The organism is Providencia sp. SP181, from assembly GCF_050446505.1.
In the GTDB taxonomy this organism is placed as follows: domain Bacteria; phylum Pseudomonadota; class Gammaproteobacteria; order Enterobacterales; family Enterobacteriaceae; genus Providencia; species Providencia vermicola.
This window is the reverse complement of sequence record NZ_JBBPXM010000001.1, coordinates 343,617-364,854: the sequence shown is the minus strand read 5'-3', so window position 1 is coordinate 364,854 and position 21,238 is coordinate 343,617. Positions and strand designations below refer to the sequence as shown.

Annotated in this window: 23 protein-coding genes; 16 read left to right on the top strand and 7 right to left on the bottom strand. The window is 37.2% G+C overall.

All coding sequences use genetic code 11. The features are described 5' to 3' along the window. Positions 1–54: 54 nt before the first annotated feature. Positions 55–675, bottom strand: a complete 621-nt coding sequence (locus AABS66_RS01695; protein WP_206084062.1) for a hypothetical protein — start codon at positions 673–675, stop codon at positions 55–57. Positions 676–1,174: 499 nt separating this feature from the next. Then, positions 1,175–2,182: a phage shock protein operon transcriptional activator gene (gene pspF / locus AABS66_RS01690; protein WP_272538594.1), complete on the bottom strand. Its 1,008-nt coding sequence runs from the start codon at positions 2,180–2,182 to the stop codon at positions 1,175–1,177. 286 nt (positions 2,183–2,468) lie between these two features. Here pspF and pspA point away from each other — a divergent pair, with 286 nt between their 5' ends. The 9 genes from pspA to AABS66_RS01645 all read left to right on the top strand — a co-directional run bounded on the left by pspA (position 2,469) and on the right by AABS66_RS01645 (position 9,421). Next, complete coding sequence (gene pspA / locus AABS66_RS01685; RefSeq protein ID WP_206084064.1) at positions 2,469–3,134, top strand: phage shock protein PspA; 666 nt, start codon at positions 2,469–2,471, stop codon at positions 3,132–3,134. 70 nt (positions 3,135–3,204) lie between these two features. Beyond that, positions 3,205–3,435, top strand: a complete 231-nt coding sequence (pspB, locus tag AABS66_RS01680) for an envelope stress response membrane protein PspB (RefSeq protein ID WP_206084065.1) — start codon at positions 3,205–3,207, stop codon at positions 3,433–3,435. Then, on the top strand, positions 3,435–3,791 hold the full coding sequence (pspC, locus tag AABS66_RS01675) for an envelope stress response membrane protein PspC (protein ID WP_206084066.1): 357 nt from the start codon (positions 3,435–3,437) through the stop codon (positions 3,789–3,791). Before pspB ends, pspC begins: the two co-directional genes overlap by 1 nt. An 83-nt stretch (positions 3,792–3,874) precedes the next feature. Continuing rightward, positions 3,875–4,054 carry a hypothetical protein gene (locus AABS66_RS01670; protein WP_430224471.1) on the top strand — a complete coding sequence of 60 codons (180 nt, stop codon included), beginning with the start codon at positions 3,875–3,877 and terminating at the stop codon, positions 4,052–4,054. 83 nt (positions 4,055–4,137) lie between these two features. Then, entirely contained in the window at positions 4,138–5,535 is a 1,398-nt protein-coding gene (locus AABS66_RS01665; RefSeq protein WP_206084068.1) for a YcjX family protein, read from the top strand. Continuing rightward, positions 5,532–6,587, top strand: a complete 1,056-nt coding sequence (locus AABS66_RS01660) for a YcjF family protein (protein ID WP_430224470.1) — start codon at positions 5,532–5,534, stop codon at positions 6,585–6,587. Before AABS66_RS01665 ends, AABS66_RS01660 begins: the two co-directional genes overlap by 4 nt. Positions 6,588–6,824: 237 nt before the next feature. After that, complete coding sequence (gene tyrR / locus AABS66_RS01655) at positions 6,825–8,384, top strand: transcriptional regulator TyrR (protein ID WP_206084070.1); 1,560 nt, start codon at positions 6,825–6,827, stop codon at positions 8,382–8,384. Between the two features lie 5 nt (positions 8,385–8,389). Further along, a complete protein-coding gene (locus AABS66_RS01650; RefSeq protein ID WP_272538592.1) occupies positions 8,390–8,821 on the top strand; it encodes a hypothetical protein in 432 nt (143 codons plus the stop codon). A gap of 225 nt (positions 8,822–9,046) precedes the next feature. Continuing rightward, on the top strand, positions 9,047–9,421 hold the full coding sequence (locus tag AABS66_RS01645; RefSeq protein ID WP_206084072.1) for an ATP-binding protein: 375 nt from the start codon (positions 9,047–9,049) through the stop codon (positions 9,419–9,421). 90 nt (positions 9,422–9,511) lie between these two features. Here AABS66_RS01645 and tpx read toward each other — a convergent pair whose 3' ends face one another. Then, the gene (gene tpx / locus AABS66_RS01640) at positions 9,512–10,015 is read right to left on the bottom strand and encodes a thiol peroxidase (RefSeq protein WP_272538591.1); all 504 of its coding nucleotides are present in this window, start codon (positions 10,013–10,015) and stop codon (positions 9,512–9,514) included. Between the two features lie 649 nt (positions 10,016–10,664). Here tpx and AABS66_RS01635 point away from each other — a divergent pair. Together AABS66_RS01635 and zntB are read left to right on the top strand one after the other, a co-directional pair. Then, positions 10,665–12,287: a peptide ABC transporter substrate-binding protein gene (locus AABS66_RS01635; protein ID WP_430224469.1), complete on the top strand. Its 1,623-nt coding sequence runs from the start codon at positions 10,665–10,667 to the stop codon at positions 12,285–12,287. Positions 12,288–12,644: 357 nt separating this feature from the next. Further along, complete coding sequence (gene zntB / locus AABS66_RS01630; protein ID WP_206084075.1) at positions 12,645–13,628, top strand: zinc transporter ZntB; 984 nt, start codon at positions 12,645–12,647, stop codon at positions 13,626–13,628. 261 nt (positions 13,629–13,889) lie between these two features. On the opposite strand, the gene ttcA is transcribed toward zntB, so the two are convergent. Then, positions 13,890–14,804 (bottom strand): tRNA 2-thiocytidine(32) synthetase TtcA, encoded by a 915-nt coding sequence (ttcA, locus tag AABS66_RS01625; RefSeq protein ID WP_206084076.1) that lies wholly within the window; start codon positions 14,802–14,804, stop codon positions 13,890–13,892. Between the two features lie 274 nt (positions 14,805–15,078). On the opposite strand from ttcA, the gene AABS66_RS01620 reads away from it, so the two are divergent. Further along, complete coding sequence (locus AABS66_RS01620) at positions 15,079–15,225, top strand: hypothetical protein (RefSeq protein WP_206084077.1); 147 nt, start codon at positions 15,079–15,081, stop codon at positions 15,223–15,225. 258 nt (positions 15,226–15,483) lie between these two features. Here the strand turns inward: AABS66_RS01620 and catA are convergent, their stop codons facing one another. From catA to AABS66_RS01605, 3 genes are all read right to left on the bottom strand, one after another. Next, positions 15,484–16,125, bottom strand: a complete 642-nt coding sequence (catA, locus tag AABS66_RS01615; RefSeq protein WP_430224468.1) for a type A chloramphenicol O-acetyltransferase — start codon at positions 16,123–16,125, stop codon at positions 15,484–15,486. Between the two features lie 201 nt (positions 16,126–16,326). Continuing rightward, entirely contained in the window at positions 16,327–16,569 is a 243-nt protein-coding gene (locus AABS66_RS01610) for a helix-turn-helix domain-containing protein (RefSeq protein WP_206084079.1), read from the bottom strand. Between the two features lie 315 nt (positions 16,570–16,884). Beyond that, a complete protein-coding gene (locus AABS66_RS01605; protein WP_206084080.1) occupies positions 16,885–17,580 on the bottom strand; it encodes an aspartate/glutamate racemase family protein in 696 nt (231 codons plus the stop codon). Between the two features lie 332 nt (positions 17,581–17,912). Between AABS66_RS01605 and AABS66_RS01600 the strand changes: the two genes are divergently transcribed. The 4 genes from AABS66_RS01600 (at position 17,913) to AABS66_RS01585 (ending at position 21,158) form a co-directional block, all read left to right on the top strand. Next, a complete protein-coding gene (locus tag AABS66_RS01600; protein WP_430224467.1) occupies positions 17,913–18,326 on the top strand; it encodes a hypothetical protein in 414 nt (137 codons plus the stop codon). 380 nt (positions 18,327–18,706) lie between these two features. Continuing rightward, positions 18,707–18,895 carry a stationary-phase-induced ribosome-associated protein gene (sra, locus tag AABS66_RS01595; RefSeq protein ID WP_206084082.1) on the top strand — a complete coding sequence of 63 codons (189 nt, stop codon included), beginning with the start codon at positions 18,707–18,709 and terminating at the stop codon, positions 18,893–18,895. A gap of 229 nt (positions 18,896–19,124) precedes the next feature. Continuing rightward, positions 19,125–19,904 (top strand): YaeF family permuted papain-like enzyme, encoded by a 780-nt coding sequence (locus tag AABS66_RS01590; RefSeq protein WP_206084083.1) that lies wholly within the window; start codon positions 19,125–19,127, stop codon positions 19,902–19,904. A 330-nt stretch (positions 19,905–20,234) separates the two neighbouring features. Next, a complete protein-coding gene (locus AABS66_RS01585) occupies positions 20,235–21,158 on the top strand; it encodes a Gfo/Idh/MocA family protein (protein ID WP_206084084.1) in 924 nt (307 codons plus the stop codon). The last annotated feature ends 80 nt before the right edge of the window (positions 21,159–21,238 follow it).

Genomic DNA, 21,238 nt, shown 5'->3' with positions numbered 1-21,238 from the left:
GCTTTTTTTTGTTCTTTTTATAAGAAAAGGCTACGGCTTGTCATTTTATGACTATTATGGCTGAGCAGGTTTGTCTAAACCAACAAATTTTAAATCATCTTCTGTAACATTACCTTGTAGTGTACATAAAAAGCGGACGACACCGCGTTTTTCATCTTTCTCGATAATCATCATTTTTTCCGCGGAATAAGGTTTTAACCCATAGTTTTGAGCTGCATATTCATTAAATACCCATTTTTCATCTAAACTGTGTCTAATCATTGGTGCATAAATATAGCTATTGCCTATTTTTAGAATGCTAATTTTTGAGGATGTATAGCGGATGACTTCATCAAGACTTTGTGTTGTTTCAAACCCCCAAAAATAATACTGCCCACGCATCCCCATATAAGTAAAATTATCATACTTATCGAAGTCACTGTGGCTAACAAAAAAACGGTTAAAGGTGACAAAACCTGTTGGCGAAAAATGAAGGTCAACTGAAAGTGAAGGGCTATCATTAATGTTTGTATGTTTTAGTGTTTTTGAAATATCTTCAAGTACAGGGTATTCATTTATTTTTTTAAAAAAAGAAGCATCGCAATAGCTAAATGTACGCATCAATGATTCGGCATGGGTCATAGCAGACATCCCTAGGAGCAACCAAGGGATAGCAAATATGTTTAGTTTTTTCATAATAAGCTCCTTGTGCTATGCAATAGTATTAACATAAATACCATATAAATATATTTTTCGTTGTGGGGAATTATGTCAATATGTAAAAATAAATAAAAAAAATTGAAAAAAGGTTTTATATCCACATGATTTTCGTCTTTGAATAAAGAATTAAAAATAAAATCATAAACTATTTGGATAAAACGAATGTATATAAATAAAACGCTAATGTTTTCTTAATGCTGATTTTCATTGTTAATTTTTGTTTGGTCAATGAGCTTTAGTTATAGAACTATATGAATATTATATTTTTATTAAGGTGTAAAATGAAAAGTGAATAATCGTATTTCAATAAGCATCGGATAATGATTTGTTATTATGAGTAAATACGTAATTACATTAATAGAAACACTGAAAGTACTGAAATATTTAGTAAGAAAAAATATTCTCTGAATATTAATTAAAAAATCAGGAGAGTAAATACCTAAAACAATATCGCTGAATATTGTTTTAGGTATATCTATTCATTTTCAATTTGATATTTTTTTACCAATCCTCGCAATTGATCATAGCTTAGGGATAGGGATTGGGCCGCTTTGCGTTGATTGTAGTGACTCGCGATGAGAGCACGTTCAAGTAGCTGTTTTTCAGTCTGTTGCTGCCATTGTCGCAAATCACAAGGGAGTGTTGGCAGAGTGCAATGTGCGGGCACGACGTCAACCTTGCTAGTGGGTGTCTCATGTAGCTCAGCTAGCTTTTCGCCAAATGGGTTGAAAATAATGGTGTTGACGGGAGTCGCTTGATCTCCATGGCGGTATACTGAACGCTCAATGACATTTTTCAATTCTCGCACATTTCCTGGCCAAGGGTATTGCAATAATGCTTGCTCTGCGTCAGGTGTAAATCCTGTAAAATGCGAACGTTTTAACTCCCCACACATTAAAATGGCAAAGTGTTCTGCTAATAATAAGATATCTGGCTGACGTTCGCGTAGGGGAGGAATACGGATGACATCAAATGCAAGCCTATCGAGCAAATCGGCACGAAATCTGCCTTGCTTGGCGAGCTCAGGTAAATTGGCATTGGTCGCACAAATCAAACGCACATCAACTCGCAGAGATTGGCTACCCCCAACACGTTCTAATTCACCGTATTCGATGACTCTTAATAGCTTTTCTTGCACTGACATTGGCGCAGTAGCGAGTTCATCAAGGAATAATGAGCCTTTGTCTGCGCGTTCAAAACGCCCTTGATGGCGCTTTTGTGCACCCGTAAATGAACCTGCTTCGTGGCCGAATAGTTCAGAATCCAGTAAATTCTCATTGAGTCCACTGCAGTTGAGAGAGATAAAGGCTTCTTGCCAACGGGGAGAAAGGTAATGTAAGCGGTCTGCTATCAATTCTTTACCTGTACCACGTTCACCAATGACGAGTACAGGTTTGTTTAATTGGGCAAGTTCGGATGTTTGCTCGAGAACATCTAAAAAATTACTGGAAACTCCGAGGATCGTATCATTAGTCTGTTTCATGGTTATATTTACCAATAATTGGTTTATTTGACCGATGGTTTAACTATAAACGAAACCTGCTTGATGTAAAGATTTTTTATTAAACATAATAAAATCAATTGATTATTTAAAATTTAAAAAGTTGGCACGTAGGTTGCTAAGTTATAGGTAAGAAGTAGTTAGAAAGATGTACCAAAGATTGAGTATCATAAAATAAATTGTTTCACTTACGGAGCGTCAGATTGGCTGGAAGCCACATCAGGTCAGGCGCTGCAGAAATGATAAATCCATCAAGAGGAAATAAATAATGGGTATTTTTTCACGTTTTGCCGACATCATTAATGCAAATATCGCTTCACTGCTAGATAAAGCTGAAGATCCGCAAAAAATGATCCGCCTGATGATTCAGGAAATGGAAGACATGTTAGTTGAAATTCGCTCAACGTCTGCGCGTACGTTAGCAGAGAAAAAAGGCTTAGAACGCCGTATCGAAATGGGCGAAAAACAAGTTGCAGATTGGCAAGAAAAAGCTGAATTAGCTCTGGTCAAGGACAAAGAAGATTTAGCGCGTGCGGCGTTAATTGAAAAGCAAAAAGTCAGTGCAATGGTTGATACATTAAAACATGAACTGATTATTGTTGATGAAACATTGACTCGCTTAAAAGGTGAAATTTCAGAATTAGAAAATAAATTGCAAGAGACGCGTGCGAAGCAGCAATCTATGGTAGTTCGAATGGAAGCTGCGCAATCTAGCCGTAATGTCCGCCGTCAATTAGACAGTGGTAAAATGGATGAGGCAATGGCTCGTTTTGAGCAGTTTGAGCGCCGTATTGACCATATGGAAGGTGAAGCGCAAAGTTATGGTATTGGAAAACAAAAATCATTGGATCAGCAATTTGCTGAGCTTAAAGCGGATGATGAAATTAGCGCACAGTTAGCGGCACTTAAAGCTAAAATTAATAAAGACCAGTAATTGTATTTTGCCACTTTGGTGTTTTGTGCCAGAGTGGCAAATAGACTAACCATATTGATAAGGAAATGTGATGGGCTACGTTTTACTGTCTCTCGTATTAATCATTTTTGTTATTTTTGTTCTGCCTGTTTGGTTGTGGTTGCACTACAGCAAAAAAAATAACGGACAGGGGAGCCAGCTAACCGAAAATGAAGTGCAGCGTTTAATGCAACTTGCTGAGCAAGCTTCGCGCATGCAACAACGTATTAAGACACTTGAAGATATTTTGGATGCAGAACACCCGAATTGGAGGCAAAAATAATGACTCAACTTCGCAACCGTAAACTTTACCGTTTGTCAGACAGACGCGTGTTTGGTGGTGTCTGTTCTGGTATTGCGGAATATTTAGAATTACCTGTTGCGTTGGTCAGGGCACTGGCCGTATTGGCTTTATTTGTGAGCTTTGGTATCACATTAATTCTTTATATTGTTATGTGTTTTGTGGTGGAAACCGCACCAAGTGGGTATCGATCTGAGCAAGATATTGGTCCTGAAGTTAGCAGCTTGATTAATCAAATCGATATGCAACTGAAATCAGGTGAAATGAAGCTACGCCAAATTGAGCGTTATGTCACTTCAGACACCTATACTGTAAACAGTAAATTCCGCGATTTATAATCATTATATAGCCATCACAAAAAGGGGTGAGGTTTTGACCAAATCCCTTTTATTTTTGTGTATAGGAAATTGGGGTACACAATATGCCGAACATACCGCATCAGCAAATTAAAAAATACGCAAAACAACGTATTTTAGCGAAAGCGTTTAAGCTTCTTTTTCTGTTCTTACTCACATATGGCCCCGCAGGCCTAGTAGGGAGAGTCATCAAATTGTTGAGCAGCAAATGGATAATTAACCTGCTCATCAAACGTTTAAGCTAATACAGTTTGTTTTATGTCAAATTATTGCGCAAAATAATAAGTAAGTTTAAGCGTAATTTCTAACGGTAAGTCTCGGGAGGAGCATGAAACGCCTGCAAAATGAATTGACGGACTTGATGAACCGAAGCGTTGATCGTCATGTCAGACTGGCAGTAACGGGGCTAAGTCGTAGTGGTAAAACTGCGTTTATTACTTCGCTGGTTAATCAGTTATTAAATGTGAATACAGGGGCTCGCTTGCCACTTTTTTCAGCGGCAAGAGACAAGCGGTTATTAGGTGTAAAACGCATTCCTCACCGTGATTTATCTGTACCGCGTTTTGCTTATGATGAAGGAATTGCATCCTTATATGGTCAACCCCCTGAGTGGCCAACACCAACCCGTGGTGTCAGCGAAATTCGTTTGAAATTACATTATCGCTCTGATGACTCTTTTTTGCGCCATTTTGTTGATAATTCATCCCTATATTTAGAAATTGTTGATTACCCAGGTGAATGGTTGCTAGATCTGCCGATGTTAGATCTCAGTTTTATCGATTGGTCAGAGCAAATGAATATACTGATCAAGGGGAAAAGGGCGCATTTAGCCCAAGATTGGTTAGCCCTATGTGAACGATGTGACCCATTAGCGCCAGTTGATGAAAATTTATTGGCTGAAATTTCTAAAGCCTATACGCAGTATTTAGTTGAATGCAAAGCACAAGGGCAACATTTTATTCAGCCAGGCCGCTTTGTTTTACCTGCGGAATTGGATGGTGCTCCAGCCTTACAATTTTTCCCTTGGCCAAATGTGGCAAAATATGGGTTAAAAACCTTGGCTCAAGCAGGAAAGAATACTAACTTTGGTGCATTACAACAGCGTTATCAATATTACTGTGAACATGTGGTGAAAGGGTTTTACCGCGACTATTTTCAACGGTTTGATCGTCAAATTGTTCTTGTTGATTGCTTGCAGCCATTAAATAGTGGGCCAGAAGCGTTTAATGATATGCGGATGGCTCTGACGCAATTAATGCGTAGTTTTCATTATGGGAAACGTACGTTACTGCGTCGTTTATTTTCCCCATGTATTGATAAGCTGTTATTCGCTGCGAGTAAATCTGACCACGTCACCCCTGATCAACATGCGAATTTAGTGTCTTTACTGCAACAATTGGTACAAGAAGCGTGGCAACATGCTGCATTTGAAGGTATTAGTATGGATTGTATGGGACTAGCTTCCATTCAAGCAACAAAAAGTGGCGTTGTGGATTATAAAGGAGAAAAGTTGCCTGCATTAAAAGGTGACCGTTTAAGCGATGGGCAACCATTAACGTTTTACCCTGGAGAAGTACCTAAACGTTTACCGACGGAACAATTTTGGCAACAGCAAGGTTTTCAATTTGAAAACTTTAGGCCACAACCAACACCGATTGACCAACCCTTACCCCATATACGCATGGATAGCGCGTTAGAATTTTTGTTGGGAGATAAACTAAAATGAATGGACCAATAAAACAACGCCTTGATTTTGCTGATGGCATGACTAAAGAAACTGCAGAAAAACTGAAACAAGCACATGTCTTTGATGACCAGGAATTTGACAATTTTACGCCTATCGAATTAGACACGGAGCAAGAAGCCCAAGATGGGGAAGTTGAAAGCCTGATTAATGAAGCGTTAAAACCTAAGCGTTCTTTTTGGCGTAAGCTTATCGGGACAGCAGCGGGGATCTTCGCTATTAGCGTAGTTGCTCAGTTGGGCATTTGGATCCATCAATCATGGGTGATGCAAGATTGGACAGCATTAGGCACAGCATCAGCAGGTGGCTTGATTGTTATTGCAGGAGCAGGTTCTATTGTCGGGGAATGGCGTCGTTTATATAAATTGCGTGAACGTGCGGAGGAACGGGATTTTGCTCGTGAATTACTGCATAGCCATGGCATGGGAAAGGGGAAAGACTTCTGTGTAAAATTAGCTAAACAGTCAGCATTGTCTGCGCAACATCCCGCAGTTCAACGTTGGCAAAGTATGTTACATGACTCGCATAATGACCGCGAAGTGGTTGAATTATATAGTCGGATGGTTCAGCCAATCCTTGACGAACAAGCACGAAAAGAAATTAGCCGCTGTAGTGCTGAATCCGCCATTATGATTGCGGTGAGCCCATTAGCGATTGTCGATATGGCGTTTATTGCTTGGCGGAATATTCGATTAATTAACCGTATTGCGGCAATTTATGGTATTGAGTTAGGTTATTATAGCCGTATTCGATTATTTCGTATGGTATTGATAAATATTGCATTTGCGGGAGCTTCAGAACTCATTCGTGAAGTTGGAATGGATTGGTTATCGCAAGATATTACTGCTAGGTTATCTACCCGTGCGGCACAAGGAATTGGAGCTGGGTTATTAACGGCGCGCTTAGGGATTAAGGCTATGGAACTGTGCCGACCGTTACCTTGGATTGAAAATAAGCCACGACTGGCTGATTTTCGCCATCAGTTAATTGGTCAGTTAAAGAGCGTTATTCCAAATAAAAAGGCAAAAAGCTAAGGTTTTTTCGATGGCAGGGTGAGTTGACAGTTTTTGCTCACTCTGCAGCATTATTTATTAATATTGTAGATAACCCCTCCTAAAATGAATGAAAAGTGGGCGTGCGTGCCATTTTATTCGGTTAATTTTAATTGAGTTACAGTGTGTCAACAATTTGTGACACAAACACTGTCTTCTCATTGCGATTAACGTTAAAATAATCCCATCAAATCGACTTTTTAATAAGGTTTCCTCCCAATGCGTCTCGAAGTGACTTGCCAAGACCGAATTGGTTTAACGCGTGAATTGCTTGATCTTTTAGTTCTACAAAATATTGATCTTAAAGGCATTGAAATATCCCCACAGCGTCGCATCTACCTTAATTTTACGCCTGTCGATTTTCAGGTATTTAGCTCGTTGATGGCTGAAATACGTCGAATTAATGGCGTGTTGGATGTACGTCGCATCTTTTTTATGCCATCAGAACGTGAACACAAAGCAGTATGGGCATTATTGAATTCATTCCCTGAAGCGGTTTTATCTATCGATAATAAGTTAAATATAGAATTGGTTAATCCAATGACATTGCAGTTATTTGGTTATGATGAAACCAAAATACGGGAAAAAACGTTTTCTCAGCTGATTGGAAATAATGGCTTAGTGCGTTGGTTTGAACGTGAATCTCCAGAACCATACAGTGAAAAAGTGACGATCAAAGGCCAAGACTATTTGATGCAGGTCACTCCAATTATTTTAGCGGATGAAACGGGTAAATCCCATTGTACAGGGGCTGTTTTGCTGCTTAAGTCGGTCGCTATTTTGGATAAGCAACGTCAGCAAGTGGTAGACGTGGATAATAGCGGATTTGAGCAAATCATTGCTGTGAGCCCCGTGATGTCAAATGTCGTCGAACGTGCAAAACGCATTGCGATGTTGGATGAACCATTGTTGCTGGTGGGAGAAACAGGAACAGGGAAAGATATTTTAGCTAAAGCTTGTCACTTATACAGTGCCAGAGGCAAAGAGCCATTTTTAGGCTTAAATTGCGCCTCAATGCCTGATGATGTGGTTGAAAGCGAGTTATTTGGCTACGCCGCAGGGGCATACCCAAATGCTGTCGAAGGGAAAAAAGGTTTTTTTGAACAAGCTAATGGCGGTACGGTGTTGCTGGACGAAATTGCCGAAATGTCACCACAAATGCAGATTAAGTTACTGCGTTTTTTAAATGATGGAACCTTTAGGCGTGTCGGTGAAGAGCGTGAAGTGAAAGTGAATGTGCGTGTGATTTGTGCGACACAGAAAAACCTTCCTGCACTTGTCGCAGAAAAGAAATTCCGAGAAGATCTTTATTATCGTTTAAATGTATTAACACTGACGATCCCGCCTCTTCGTGAGCGAAAAGAAGACCTACTTCCATTAACAAAAACGTTTGTTGCTAATTTTTCAAAAGAATTACATGTCGCAGAACCCAAATTAGCACCTTCATTAATTGAATATTTAAGTAGTTATTATTGGCCTGGTAATGTCCGCCAATTAAGAAATGCACTGTATCAAGGCCTAACAGAGCTTGAAGGTAGCACTTTAGAGGCAGGTAATATTCAATTGCCTGATGTGGTAAATACGCCTACTCTTGCTTTAGATTCATTGAATGGTTCTCTGGACGAAATAACTAAACGGTATGAAGCGTCGGTGTTATCACGTTTATATCGTGACTACCCGAGTACGCGTAAATTAGCAAAACGTTTGGATATTTCTCATACAGCAATTGCCAATAAACTCCGAGAATATGGCCTTAATGCAAAAAAAGAGCAAGATTAAATAAAATGAATAAATATTTAATGTTTATATTTGCCACAATTTTTTGGGGTGCGAGTGCTTCTAGTCAGGCTAATACAACTATCCCAAATGATGGATTGAATAAATATTGCCAAGATGAAGAGCAAACCATGGATGAAATCTATGAAAATGGAGCCTTGACTAAGTGTTATTTTGCGGGAAGCTCTTTATCTGAGGCGTATAAACACTATCGTAGTGGGTTAATTGAAGATGGTCAGTTATTCTTAGCTGAAAAGTTAGTCATCAAAAAAAATATGGCAATGCCTTGCCCAGTAGAAGGATGCATTGCCATTAATTACCGTTGGGATGGCGATAAAAAATTAAATATTGTTCAGGAGTTCGAGGGTGGTGAAACACACTTACAATTTACGCAAGATAATCAAGGTACAACGATAGCGATAACTCAACATATGGATTAATTTTCTCTTCAATAACACAATGGTGAGTAAGTGGAGAAGGACAAGGTGCCTGTTTTAAACTCTTTTCGGCTTATTTTTGCAGTTTATCTCTTCTACAGTTTCTTGCTTGAGTAAACTTTGAGCAATCTCCTTGCTTGTTGACTATTTTTCCTGCTATATAACATAGACAGCTGCTGTATTGGGTTCTTATCTTATTTAATGGGGTTAAGCCTACAAGGAGTTGCCATGGATCAATTCACGATTAATTTTGTTGTCAACCTTAAGCTACGCGAGTATATGGGCCAATGTCATTACAAAAATGATATGTTTGAGTCTGCGGCGTCAGCAGCAGAGCTTTATTTAATGAATAAAGCTGCAGTTAAATACTTAGCGAAGAAAAACCGTTTTACATGGGAAGTTTTGGTTAAGAATGGCCATAAGCCCCGAGATTTGATTATTGATATTCTGACATCTTGTTGCCCTGTTACACAGGATCAGGCGCTAAAAATCTTAAGTACGTTATCCCACACATTGATTAGTTACATGAAAGGTAACCCGCTATTTGTTAATGTTGTTAATGCTAAAAATCACCACCCTCTGTATTGGGCGTATGTTGATTAATGTGATAACTATTGAAAGATAAAATTGAGATACAAGAAAGCGGGAAATTATCCCGCTTTTTTATGTTAGAAGCTCGATAATCAAATAAGCTTATTTCAGGCTATTTAATGCGTTATCGTAGTCAGGTTCTTCAGTAATTTCAGATACTAATTGGCTATAAATGACTTTGTCGTTTTCATCTAACACAACGACAGAGCGTGCGGTTAAACCTTTTAATGGGCCACTTGCAATTGCAACACCATAATCATCAGCAAAAGAAGGGCTACGGAAAGTGGATAATGTGACGACATTATCGAGGCCTTCAGCACCACAAAAACGTGCTTGAGCAAAAGGCAAGTCAGCAGAAATGCACAGGACAACTGTGTTATCAAGGTCGTTAGCAAGTTGGTTGAATTTACGAACAGAGGCCGCACAAACCCCTGTATCAACGCTTGGGAAAATATTTAATACTTTGCGTTTACCAGCATATGTTTCTAATGTGGCTTCGCTAAGATCTTTTGCGACTAAAGTAAAAGGTTTTGCTTTTGTGCCAGATTGCAAGAAAACACCATTAACTGCGATATCATTACCTTTTAATTTAACTGTTTGCGACATGAATTTTTCTCCCGTTTATAAGTTGTATCAGTGCCAACTTAACCAGTTTCTTAAGGAAAATCTTTGCGATAAAAGGTTTCCATTCAGGCTAAATTAGACCTTTGAGTTTTACATTCTATTAATGACCAAAATAAACTGTATACCGAAAAAACTAACTGTATACCTTAACGTATATGCGGCGCAAGGACGTTACTTGTATGGCTGGTAAGTTTCTCACAGTCAGCGATTATACAACTGACAATCGCTAGCCGAGTTTACGTTTTTTATTATATTGTCTTTTAAAATACATTATTGAGTGTAACAAAAGTAAGGTTATAAGTATCGGTTTCTTTAGTGATCATCAGTTTATCAGCACAATTGTATGGGGATGGACGAATGTATCAGAGGGCTATAACAATTAAAGTAAGCCATCTATTGAAAAATCGTACCAAAGATTAATTTGTTATTCAGTAACCGCATTCATAAATTAAACTGGATGTATGGATTTTTAAAACATGAAAGCATATGATGCAAAAAGGAAAACATTCCACTTTGTATGGGTGTACCCACGATAAATTCGGTCGTGCTGTTAATGCGTTAGTCTCTTTTCAATACTGTGTCGCTAAACATTTAGCTGATTTCGTTTATATTAACAAAGATAGAAAATAACATGCATAAACCTTCATTCTCTCCTTTAGCTGTATTGTTCGCTTCACTTTTTCTTGCTACACCGGCTATTAGCGCAATTATCCCAGCTGGGACAATTTTAGCTGATAACCAAACCGTAACTCGCCATTTGAAAGATGAGCCCGCGTCATTAGATCCCATTAAATCAGTGGGGTTGACCGAAGCACAAGTCATGCGTGATTTGTTCGAAGGCTTGGTGAACCAAGATAGCCATGGCAAACCTGTTCCTGGGGTTGCGCTCAAATGGGAGACCGCAGATAACCGTATTTGGACATTTACACTCAGACAAGATGCTCGTTGGTCAAATGGTGAACCTGTAACAGCCGATGATTTTGTCTACAGTTGGCGGCGTTTGGTGGCACCTGCAAATACATCTCCTTTTGCGTGGTTTGCCGCATTGGCTGGGATTAATAATGCGCAAGATATTATTGATGGCAAACTATCTGTGGATCAGTTAGGTGTGGAAGCGGTTGATAAACACACACTAAAAATTGTTCTTAATAAGCCAGTCCCTTACTTTCCCTCTTTAGCTGCAAATTTTAGTTTATACCCAGTTCACCGTGGGACTATTGAAAAATTAGGGGCGGATTGGATTAAAGTAGGTAATTTAGTCGGTAATGGCGCTTTTACGCTAGCTGACCGCGTCGTAAATGAAAAAATTGTTTTAACCCAAAACCCTTATTATTGGGATCACAAAAATACAGTTATCACCCAAGTCACATTTGTTCCTATTAACCAAGAGTCCCATGCGACAAACCGTTATTTAGCGGGGGATTTAGACATTACAGAGTCATTCCCGAAACAACGTTATCAAAAATTATTACAAGATATTCCTAATGAAGTGTTTACACCTGACCAATTAGGGACTTATTACTATGCTTTTAATACACAACGTGCGCCAACAAATGATGTGAGGGTAAGAAAGGCGTTATCAATGGCAATTGATAGACAATTAATTGCTAATAAAGTATTAGGAACAGGTGAAAAACCTGCTTACTATTTTACACCTGATGTGACGGATGGTTTTAAACCTGAAAAAGGACTTTATAATAGCCATTCGCAAAAAGAATTAGATCAACAGGCGAAAATATTATTACAAGAAGCGGGTTTCGGACTTAACCATCCCTTAGAACTGACTTTATTGTATAACAGTTCAGAAAATCACCAAAAAATTGCCATCGCTATTGCTTCAATGTGGAAGAAAAAATTAGGGGTGAATGTCAAATTAGTGAATCAAGAATGGAAAACGTACATCGACAGCCGTAATACAGGGGATTTTGATGTTATCCGAGCATCTTGGATTGGGGATTTTAATGAGCCGTCAACATTTTTATCGCTTTTGACATCACAGCATAGCGGTAATATTCCAAAGTTTAATAGCCAGCAATATGACCAAGTGATGAACTCTGCAAGTATAGAAACCAATGCACAATTGAGAAACCGTTATTACAATAGTGCAGAAGCTATTTTAGCGAAAGAAGCACCTATTGCGCCGATTTATCAATATACTAACGCACGGTTAATTAAACCGTGGCTTAAAGGGTATCCTATTGAAAATCCAGAAGATGTAGCATATAGCCACAGTTTATATATTATTAAGCATTAATTTTAAATGCGATTAGCGGCCTGTATTGTATATGGGCCGTTTTTATTTTTTGAAAAAAACTCCTCCCACTGGAGAATGGGAAGGAGGACCAAAAAGGAATAAACACTACACTTTTATCATAAAAAATTTATAGGCGAGTTTATTGCTCGTTTGTGTCAAATCAGTGATGCTTATTTAACAAAAATGGCGCTTTTTTTTTATCAAAGCTCATTTGATTATATTTTGTATCTTGTTGATTTCGTTAATTACCTACGAATAGCTACGTGAATAGCATTATCAAACATTTCATTGAAATTATTGCAATATTTCCTCTATTCTATTAAAAATAACTTATTATTTATAAAAGGGAGATATTGCATGGCGTTGGTTTATGGTTCGTTATTTGAAAACTCAAATCCTGTACATGCATTTCAATTAAATGGAAATGGGGGCCTGCTCCCGATTGATGTTAATGCGAGTGCAACGCAGCAATGTCCATTTTGGCTTCATTTTGATTATAAAGACCCAAAAAGTTTTAATTGGATCCAACAATCTGAGTTATTTAATGACCAAGTTAAATCGGCGTTGTCAGGGCAATCAGGGCGCTGGCGGTTAATTCGAGTTGGTGATGGTATATTATTGACATTACAAACCTTAAATACCAATACAGGGCAACGTCCAGAGCAACTTGTCGCATTCCGTGTATTTATCAATAACCGTATTATTATTTCAAGCCGACACCGTAAAGTGAATTCGTTGGACTCTGTTATTGATGATCTGAAAGAAGGGGTCGGAGCACAAAGTACAGGTGATTGGCTTGTTGAAGTGGCAGATTCTATCACAGATGAAATTAGTGATTTCACGGATTCTTTGCATGAACGCTTGATTGAGCTTGAAGATGTCATATTAAATGGCGAAATTCCTGAACGTGGTGAATTAGCATTATTACGTAAGCAAATTATTGTTGTTCGTCGTTACATGGCACCACAAAGAGATATGTTATCTCGCCTAACGGCAGAAAAGTTACTTTGGTTGGATGATACTGATCGTCGAAGACTTCAAGAAATTTCAGATAGATTAGGCCGATGTATCGAAGATTTAGATGGCTTTATTGCACGTACCGCGATCATCTCTGATGAAATTACTAATATGATGACGGAGATGATGAATCGCCGTATTTATACGATGTCACTGATGGCGATGATTTTTTTACCGACGACATTTTTGACGGGGCTATTTGGTGTTAACTTAGGCGGGATACCTGGAAATGAATTTCGTTTTGCTTTTAGTGTATTTTGCGTATTACTTGCCGTTTTAATTGGAACGGTGCTGTGGTGGCTACGAAAAAGCCGCTGGCTCTAAATTTGATGACTTATTTTGTATAACCAGACCTAGTTTGAGATAAATCAATAAAACTAATGGAGTTTTAGGGCACTATTACTTCCGCAGGTGAATGCAACGTTGAGCGATGAACGTTGTGCTCCATAATTGTAGTTTTTCTCATATTGAGTTCTTATACAGAATAATTGACCACTGTAATGCCGATGTAATTTACATCGGCTTTTTTTTGCTTAAAATCTGATAGCAAAAAAATAACCTCCAGTTAGGAGGCTATTTAACGGTTTATTTCACTTCGACAATATCCAAGCGCTGCGTAGTAAAATCGGGTGTATCATCTTCATCAATGAAAGGTTGTGTTGGTATATCTTCTCGATCAAAGGCTAAATCACCGCCAGCGATAACGTCATCACCATGCGAAATGTTTTTGAAATCAAATAGTTCAGTGTCACATAAGTGAGAGGGAACAATATTTTGTGTTGCACGGAACATGGTTTCAATCCGGCCTGGATAACGTTTATCCCAATCACGCAGCATTTCTTTAATCACTTGGCGCTGTAAATTTGGTTGTGAACCACACAAGTTGCAAGGAATAATCGGGAATTCTTTCGCTTGAGCAAAGCGTTCAATATCTTTTTCACGGCAATAAGCGAGTGGGCGAATAACAATATGTTTTCCATCATCACTCATCAGTTTTGGTGGCATGCCTTTTAGTTTGCCACCATAAAACATGTTTAAGAACATAGTTTGTAAAATGTCATCACGGTGATGCCCTAATGCAATTTTGGTTGCACCTAATTCCGTTGCTGTACGGTACAGAATGCCACGACGCAAACGTGAGCATAAAGAACAGGTTGTTTTTCCTTCAGGTATTTTTTCTTTCACAATTCCGTATGTATTTTCTTCAACAATTTTATATTCAACACCTAAATCATCGAGATAAGCTGGCAGAATATGCTCAGGAAAACCTGGTTGCTTTTGGTCAAGATTAACTGCGACTAACGAAAACTGAATAGGCGCGCTTTTTTGTAAACTTTGCAAAATGGAAAGTAACGTATAGCTATCTTTCCCACCAGATAAACAGACCATGATACGATCGCCATCTTCAATCATATTGAAGTCAGCAATAGCTTGCCCAACATCACGGCGAATCCGTTTTTGCAATTTGTTTAAGTTGTACTGTTCTTTATTGGTTGTCATTCTATAAGATTCTGTTGCGGATTGTTATTTATGTTGCTGATAGATAGTAGTTTTATAAAATTTAATTAGTATTTTTATTGTTTTTTATAAATCGCTATTAGCAAAAATCTGTGAAAAGAAGCACATAATAACAGAATCGAGGGGGGGAGTGATACTTGTTAGTAAAAAGACATTTTTAACATGTGAAACTTATTCTATAAAAGGTGTCATTATCGTGTTTATCTGATTGAATAATGGAAAGTTGCCAATTAGGCTAAGGTAAAATGGAGGAAATATGCCAGCAACGAACCCTGTAGATCTTATTGCGTTAACACTCGCAAATACCATAAAAATGGTTGTTACCCCAATCGATTATGTATTCCAAAGTGGGGCTGTCGGAGATGTGCTCTATATTAGCTGGCTTCTTATTGGCGAGTTGTAGAGATAATAATTGTCTGAAAGTACCATCTAAAAAGGAAGCATACTGCTTCCCTTGAGGTTGTTGACAAAGCAGGATAAAAGCGTGGTTTTTCCTGCTTTGTGTTATCAGCCAAAAATCAATGAATTGATTTTCCTCGTCTATTTTCAAAAACAGTCCAACCTGCAGTCAAATCTAATCGATTTGTCAGTAGTCTGAAGGGCAGCATACTGCTGCCCTTGCTTATCTGTATGATTGAATAATAACACTAAGATCGTTCAATTAATCCGCTAATTGATTGCATAACGTTTGTAATTCATTCACGAATCGGCCTACATGAAACCCATCGCAGATAGCATGATGTACTTGAATTGAAAGGGGTAATAGTATTTTATTACCTTCACGATAGAATTTCCCCATTGTAAAAATAGGTGTGAAATTGCTGGCGATATTGGCAATATTCAAATTAAAACTGTCAAACGAAACCCAAGGCAATGAAGAAATATAAAAAATATTTTCTGCTTGCACTGGTTGAGGGGCTAGTTTGTTATCATCTTTATATAATGCTAGCTGAAGATGATAATTATCCATAAAAATATGAATATTATCAGAATGTTCGCACCACAAAGAGGAGAATGTTTCTGTTTGATTATGAAAAATAGTGAAACTGGGGTGTACTTTGTCCCATAAAATAAGCTCATTGTTTTTTTTAGATAGTTTAAATTCATCGTGTTTATTCACTATGGATGAGAGTAAGTAAATCATCGTAGGATAAAAGCGATAGTCACGTAATGATATAAAACTATATAGCGATGTTATGTCAATTTTTGCTGTTAGGCTGAACCCACAGTTTACTTGTTCATTATAAACATGGTAGTGTTCTTTTCGTTGCCATGCTTCAACGTTGAATCGAGTATAACTCATTGTTTTTCCCTTCTAATAATTAATAAATAACGTTATTAGAAGGGCGATCTTTCCGCTTTTGAAAACAACATATATTGCCTCGCAATAATCATGAATAGTTAATACTATATTAATAGAGCTACACATATTGTCGAGAATAATATTCGTTATATCAAAAAAAGAGCATGTTTGATGCGACCATCAATCTTTAATTCGCATAATTTAGTGATGCATTTCAGGATTAAGATAAATATTGAATAATAAGTTTAAATCAAGGTTAAAGATTTTTGACAATATGACAAGGTCGTCAATGAATATTGATAATGAGCCATCTTCATACCTAAGATAGGTAGCTTCAGGAATGGAAATATTTTTCGCCATTTCTTGAGGTGTTATTTGGCATTCTAAGCGTTTTTTCTTAATGAAATGTCCTAAAGCTATATTTCCTGATTTTTTGTTTGTCATAATGATTTCCCTAAAGTTAAATTTACGTCGATTATCATGGATAAAAACGAATATTCAATGGGAAAAAATCTGTAAATTAAATAGACAAATAAAATTGTATAATCAATGTTAAAAATCTTTGAAACTAATAAAAATATGAATTAGTCATTAAAAGATTTTAATCTAAATAATTTAATGAAGCTAAAATATATAAATATAGATTTTTATTCTGAATTTGAATCTGGATATTTTTTTGGCCTATGAAAAAAGTGATGAATAGTAAGATACTATCTTGATTTTTTTTATTTAAAGATAGTACCTTCACATGTTTTTATATTAAATTGATAATGCAATTTCGACAGTTTTTTCTGCATGAATAGCCGTGGTATCAAAAACTTTTACTGTTGTATCATTGAGGCCAACCAGTAATGTAATTTCAGTACATCCTAAAATGATACCTTCTGCGCCTTGTTGGACAAGATATGACATAATTCGTTGATATTCTTTTTTAGATGAAGGGAGAACTTTTCCTAGACACAATTCATTATAAATAATGTCATGGATAATCTTTCTATCGTCACTATTAGGTGTTAGTACATCCAATCCATATTGCTTGGCTAACCTATCTTTATAAAAAGATTGCTCCATAGTAAACGCGGTACCCAATAGACCAACTTTCTTTAATCCTGCCTGAACAATACGTTCACCAGTGGCATCGGCGATATGTAATAATGGAAGGTGTACATGAGATTCAATCTCATTAGCAACCTTATGCATTGTATTGGTACATAATACAAGGAAGTCTGCACCAGCAAGTTTTAAGCGTTTTCCTGCATCTACTAAGCACTGAGCAGCAAGATCCCATTGACCATGGGTTTGATAGTGCTCAATTTCAGCAAAATCAACGCTATATAGTACAATTTTAGCAGAATGTAAACCACCCAAACTTTGCTTGATGGATTCATTGATTTGTTGGTAATAAAGTAATGTGGACTCCCAACTCATTCCACCGATTAAGCCGATTGTTTTCATTTGAAGACTCCGAATAAATGATTTAGCTGAGGTGCTCACTATACTGATAATTTTTATATATGCACAATACAAGAACATCTATGAGTGAAGAAATACTGGTGTTATAGAGATGTAACTTATTAGTTGGATTTACTTCAAAGTTTAGCTTAAGTTGTATTTATTTGTGGTGTTAGCATTAATAAATGTATGGTTATTAATGTATGTAAAAGTAAGCACATTTATTTAAGGAAAGTTGTAAATATTATTTACGTTTTAATGATGGATTTTAGCTGATATAAGGTTATCATCATGAATGAATATACGTTATGTCTACACTTAATGGCGACAATAAAATGAATTTTTTTAAAGCGATCATTGCAATACTTATTTTTGGCGCTGCATTTTTACTCGGTACATTGTACATGAAGCCCACACAGCTAAGTTTAGTTGAGCAAGTAAAAAAAAATGTAAATGATGTTCTTGCTTATCCACAAGCTGCACAATTCAAAAATATTGAATACCATTTTTCGCGCTACACTGAGGATAACGGTAAGGTGGGCTATGTTTGTGGGGAAGTGTTTCGCTATAAAAATGATAAACCAGACGGATATAAACGGTTCATTGTAAAAGCATACACTCGCGATGACGATTCACGAATGGATATCTCTATTCCCTTTGTTGAAGGTGGTCATGAAATTTTATTACCAGAACAAGTTAATCGGATTTGGAACGAAAAGTGTTCTAGTCCTGCATCTCCTTTAGTGTAATTAAATGCGTGCTAAAATGTTGATTAGCAGGCCTGCTTAATTCTATTTTTTATACAGTATTGGGAGTGATGCATTTAAAACAATAGGGTGCTCAATTAGTGTTAATAACAGACGTTGCATAGATAAACAGAAAATAATATCTACCGAGGTGAATTTTTTACCACAGATATATTTATACTGTTCTTGTTTGATTTTTGTTTCAAAGTGAAATTAATAAGTTTAATTACATTAAATAACATTAAATTGCTGCTATACTAGTTAGGTTACATTTTGTTTTATATTTGATGTAAAACAAAAAATACCCTTGTGGTCAACGATGACTATATTTTTTATATTCATTAAATTAATGAATTTAAATTGACTAGTATAAGGAGTCGATAATGGTTAGTAATAACAGTGCACGTCGCTTATTAGGAATGCCTTATAAGCAAAGTCGTTCTAAAAAAAATATTCGCGTATCAATAGGTTCAAAAGAGAATAAAACTGTTGCTATTCAAAACAATAAAGCGACGGAAAAGAAAACATACCATTCAGTAACGGTATTTTACCCTGAATATGTGGTGAGTTAACTGAGAGTATGTCGCCCTCTAGTATTGACTAGAGGGTTATAGATGGCTAAATGCTATAAATTGTCCTCCAATATTTATTTTGCCTCCCATCATTACATTCTATTCAAATTTTGTGATCACGATTTTCAATTTAAGTCTCTTTTATAATAAGTGATAGTCATAAATAATTTTTGACGATAACATGAGTATTCCATTAAAAAATGTAGAATAGAATGTTGGGTACTTTAGAATGAAGTTTCAATTTTTACTTTTGTTTGTATTTTATTTTTTTCTCTCAGGGTGCTCAACTCAATTTAAATCCGATGAAGAAACTAATCGTTTCAAATTCAGTATTCAACATGCGAATACTGTACCTATCAAAGATACAGTAGAGCCTTTGTCTGTCTCAGATATGTTACCTGGTGATATCCTATTGTCATCCGCTACAGGGTTGAATTCTTGGGGGATTCGGTTGTTTAGTATCAGTGGTGTAAGCCATGCCTCTATTTATTTAGGGCTTGGGGAAGTTGCTGAGTCGGTTGGTAGTGGTGTTAGAATCATTACGTTGCAACAAGCCGTTAAAGATTCAAACAATATGGTGGTATTAAGGCAGGCTGGGTTAACCTCGTTTCATGCGGATAAGCTACGTGAATTTTCAGTACACAACAACGGAAATAAGTATAACTATAAAGGTATTGTGATGATAGCCCCGTGGATGATCACTAAGCGGGTATGTGAATTACCTTTAATTGGTGAAACTGTGCGTAATTTTTGCTTGCGCACCTTAGCAAAGGTCCAACTAGGGGATGATATTGACCAATCGAACGGCTTCTTTTGTTCGCAGTTTGTCCTAGATGCTTATAAATATGCAGGCATACCGTTGTTTGAAGGAAATTCATCATGGATCACCCCTGCTGATATATTGCATATGCGTACAGACGATGTACCAACATTTATGCCAACTCAGCGCTTACTATATGTTGGTCACTTAAAGTCATGGAGCTTTAGCAGCGCGATACGAAAGCAATAACAACATACTGAAGAATAAAAAAAGGCCAACAATTAAGTTGGCCTGCTAAACTGGAAGCAATGTGAGCAATGTCGTTTGTGACAAACCTGAGTGATTTACTCAAGTATTCACGAGGTAAAAGATAACCATTCTCATTTAATAAATCAACCCCTTTTTTTGTATTGCTACTCATGGCTTTTTCATGACGGAATTGCCTTTTATTTCAAATAAAACAAATAATTATGTTTTTGTCTGTTATGTTATTGAGTTTTTCGACAAAAAAATTTTTAAAAAAAATTATAATAATGAGATGATTTCCGACTAGATAAATCACTTAAGAGCGAAATTAAGATGGGTAGATTAAAGATTGGAGTCGTAGGCCTAGGGGGAATTGCGCAAAAAGCCTATTTGCCTATTTTAACTAAAGAAGATAATTGGCATTTAGTTGGCGCATTCTCGCCAAATCAGGCAAAAGCTAAATTAGTCTGTGACAGCTATCGGCTCCCTTTATTTAGCTCCATTGATGCTTTGGCTGCTCAATGTGATGCTGTTTTTGTTCACAGCGCGACAGCGAGCCATTTTGAGGTGATACAACGCTTGTTGCAAGCGAATGTGCATGTGTATGTAGATAAACCACTGACTGAACAGATTGTACAATCTGAACAATTGATTGAATTAGCGCATCAACAACAAAGAACCTTAATGGTGGGGTTCAATCGCCGATTTTCTCCTTTCTATGTCGCGTTAAAACAAAACACGCAACACTTTTCTTCTATTCGTATGGATAAGCACCGCATCAATAGCATTGGGCCTAAAGATATGGCTTATACGCTGTACGATGATTATTTACATGTGGTTGATACAGTGCTTTGGTTAGGCGGTTTTGAGGCTGTTTTGAAAAGTGGCAACATTCAACAAACTCGTAATGGTGAATTATTCTATGCAGAACATCACTTACAGGCGGGTGATTGCTGGCTAACGACTTCGATGCACCGTAAAGCAGGTAGCCAGCAAGAACAGGTCACGGCTATCGCTGAAGATGTGCTTCACCAAATTACCAATATGAACCATTGGCGCTGCGAAACGGCGTCAGAGATCCGTGATAAACAACCTGGCAACTGGGATTCTATTTTGGTGCAACGTGGTTTTGATGGTGCTGTTCGGCATTTTATCGATTCAGTCGCAAACCAGACACAACCCATAATCAGCGCAGAGCAGGGAATTATTGCTCAGAGAATGGTTGAATCTATGCTGTTACAGTTGCAAAATGACTGAATAAAATAAAATGGCGAGCGCTAAAGGCGGGTGTTTTGTTCGCTATGTTTAATAAGGTCGGATGATACATTATTGAGGTC

Excerpts from the sequence above, each read along its gene's own strand:
- AABS66_RS01605 (WP_206084080.1), bottom strand. The coding sequence starts at position 17,580 with ATGAAAACAATCGGCTTAATCGGTGGAATGAGTTGGGAGTCCACATTA.
- catA (WP_430224468.1), bottom strand. The coding sequence starts at position 16,125 with ATGAGTTATACTCGATTCAACGTTGAAGCATGGCAACGAAAAGAACAC.
- AABS66_RS01670 (WP_430224471.1), top strand. The coding sequence starts at position 3,875 with ATGCCGAACATACCGCATCAGCAAATTAAAAAATACGCAAAACAACGT.
- sra (WP_206084082.1), top strand. The coding sequence starts at position 18,707 with ATGGTTAGTAATAACAGTGCACGTCGCTTATTAGGAATGCCTTATAAG.
- pspA (WP_206084064.1), top strand. The coding sequence starts at position 2,469 with ATGGGTATTTTTTCACGTTTTGCCGACATCATTAATGCAAATATCGCT.
- AABS66_RS01620 (WP_206084077.1), top strand. The coding sequence starts at position 15,079 with ATGCCAGCAACGAACCCTGTAGATCTTATTGCGTTAACACTCGCAAAT.
- AABS66_RS01660 (WP_430224470.1), top strand. The coding sequence starts at position 5,532 with ATGAATGGACCAATAAAACAACGCCTTGATTTTGCTGATGGCATGACT.
- zntB (WP_206084075.1), top strand. The coding sequence starts at position 12,645 with ATGGCGTTGGTTTATGGTTCGTTATTTGAAAACTCAAATCCTGTACAT.
- AABS66_RS01600 (WP_430224467.1), top strand. The coding sequence starts at position 17,913 with ATGAATTTTTTTAAAGCGATCATTGCAATACTTATTTTTGGCGCTGCA.
- pspB (WP_206084065.1), top strand. The coding sequence starts at position 3,205 with ATGGGCTACGTTTTACTGTCTCTCGTATTAATCATTTTTGTTATTTTT.
- AABS66_RS01645 (WP_206084072.1), top strand. The coding sequence starts at position 9,047 with ATGGATCAATTCACGATTAATTTTGTTGTCAACCTTAAGCTACGCGAG.
- AABS66_RS01610 (WP_206084079.1), bottom strand. The coding sequence starts at position 16,569 with ATGACAAACAAAAAATCAGGAAATATAGCTTTAGGACATTTCATTAAG.
- ttcA (WP_206084076.1), bottom strand. The coding sequence starts at position 14,804 with ATGACAACCAATAAAGAACAGTACAACTTAAACAAATTGCAAAAACGG.
- AABS66_RS01650 (WP_272538592.1), top strand. The coding sequence starts at position 8,390 with ATGAATAAATATTTAATGTTTATATTTGCCACAATTTTTTGGGGTGCG.
- AABS66_RS01635 (WP_430224469.1), top strand. The coding sequence starts at position 10,665 with ATGCATAAACCTTCATTCTCTCCTTTAGCTGTATTGTTCGCTTCACTT.
- AABS66_RS01695 (WP_206084062.1), bottom strand. The coding sequence starts at position 675 with ATGAAAAAACTAAACATATTTGCTATCCCTTGGTTGCTCCTAGGGATG.
- AABS66_RS01665 (WP_206084068.1), top strand. The coding sequence starts at position 4,138 with ATGAAACGCCTGCAAAATGAATTGACGGACTTGATGAACCGAAGCGTT.
- AABS66_RS01585 (WP_206084084.1), top strand. The coding sequence starts at position 20,235 with ATGGGTAGATTAAAGATTGGAGTCGTAGGCCTAGGGGGAATTGCGCAA.
- tpx (WP_272538591.1), bottom strand. The coding sequence starts at position 10,015 with ATGTCGCAAACAGTTAAATTAAAAGGTAATGATATCGCAGTTAATGGT.
- pspC (WP_206084066.1), top strand. The coding sequence starts at position 3,435 with ATGACTCAACTTCGCAACCGTAAACTTTACCGTTTGTCAGACAGACGC.
- AABS66_RS01590 (WP_206084083.1), top strand. The coding sequence starts at position 19,125 with ATGAAGTTTCAATTTTTACTTTTGTTTGTATTTTATTTTTTTCTCTCA.
- tyrR (WP_206084070.1), top strand. The coding sequence starts at position 6,825 with ATGCGTCTCGAAGTGACTTGCCAAGACCGAATTGGTTTAACGCGTGAA.
- pspF (WP_272538594.1), bottom strand. The coding sequence starts at position 2,182 with ATGAAACAGACTAATGATACGATCCTCGGAGTTTCCAGTAATTTTTTA.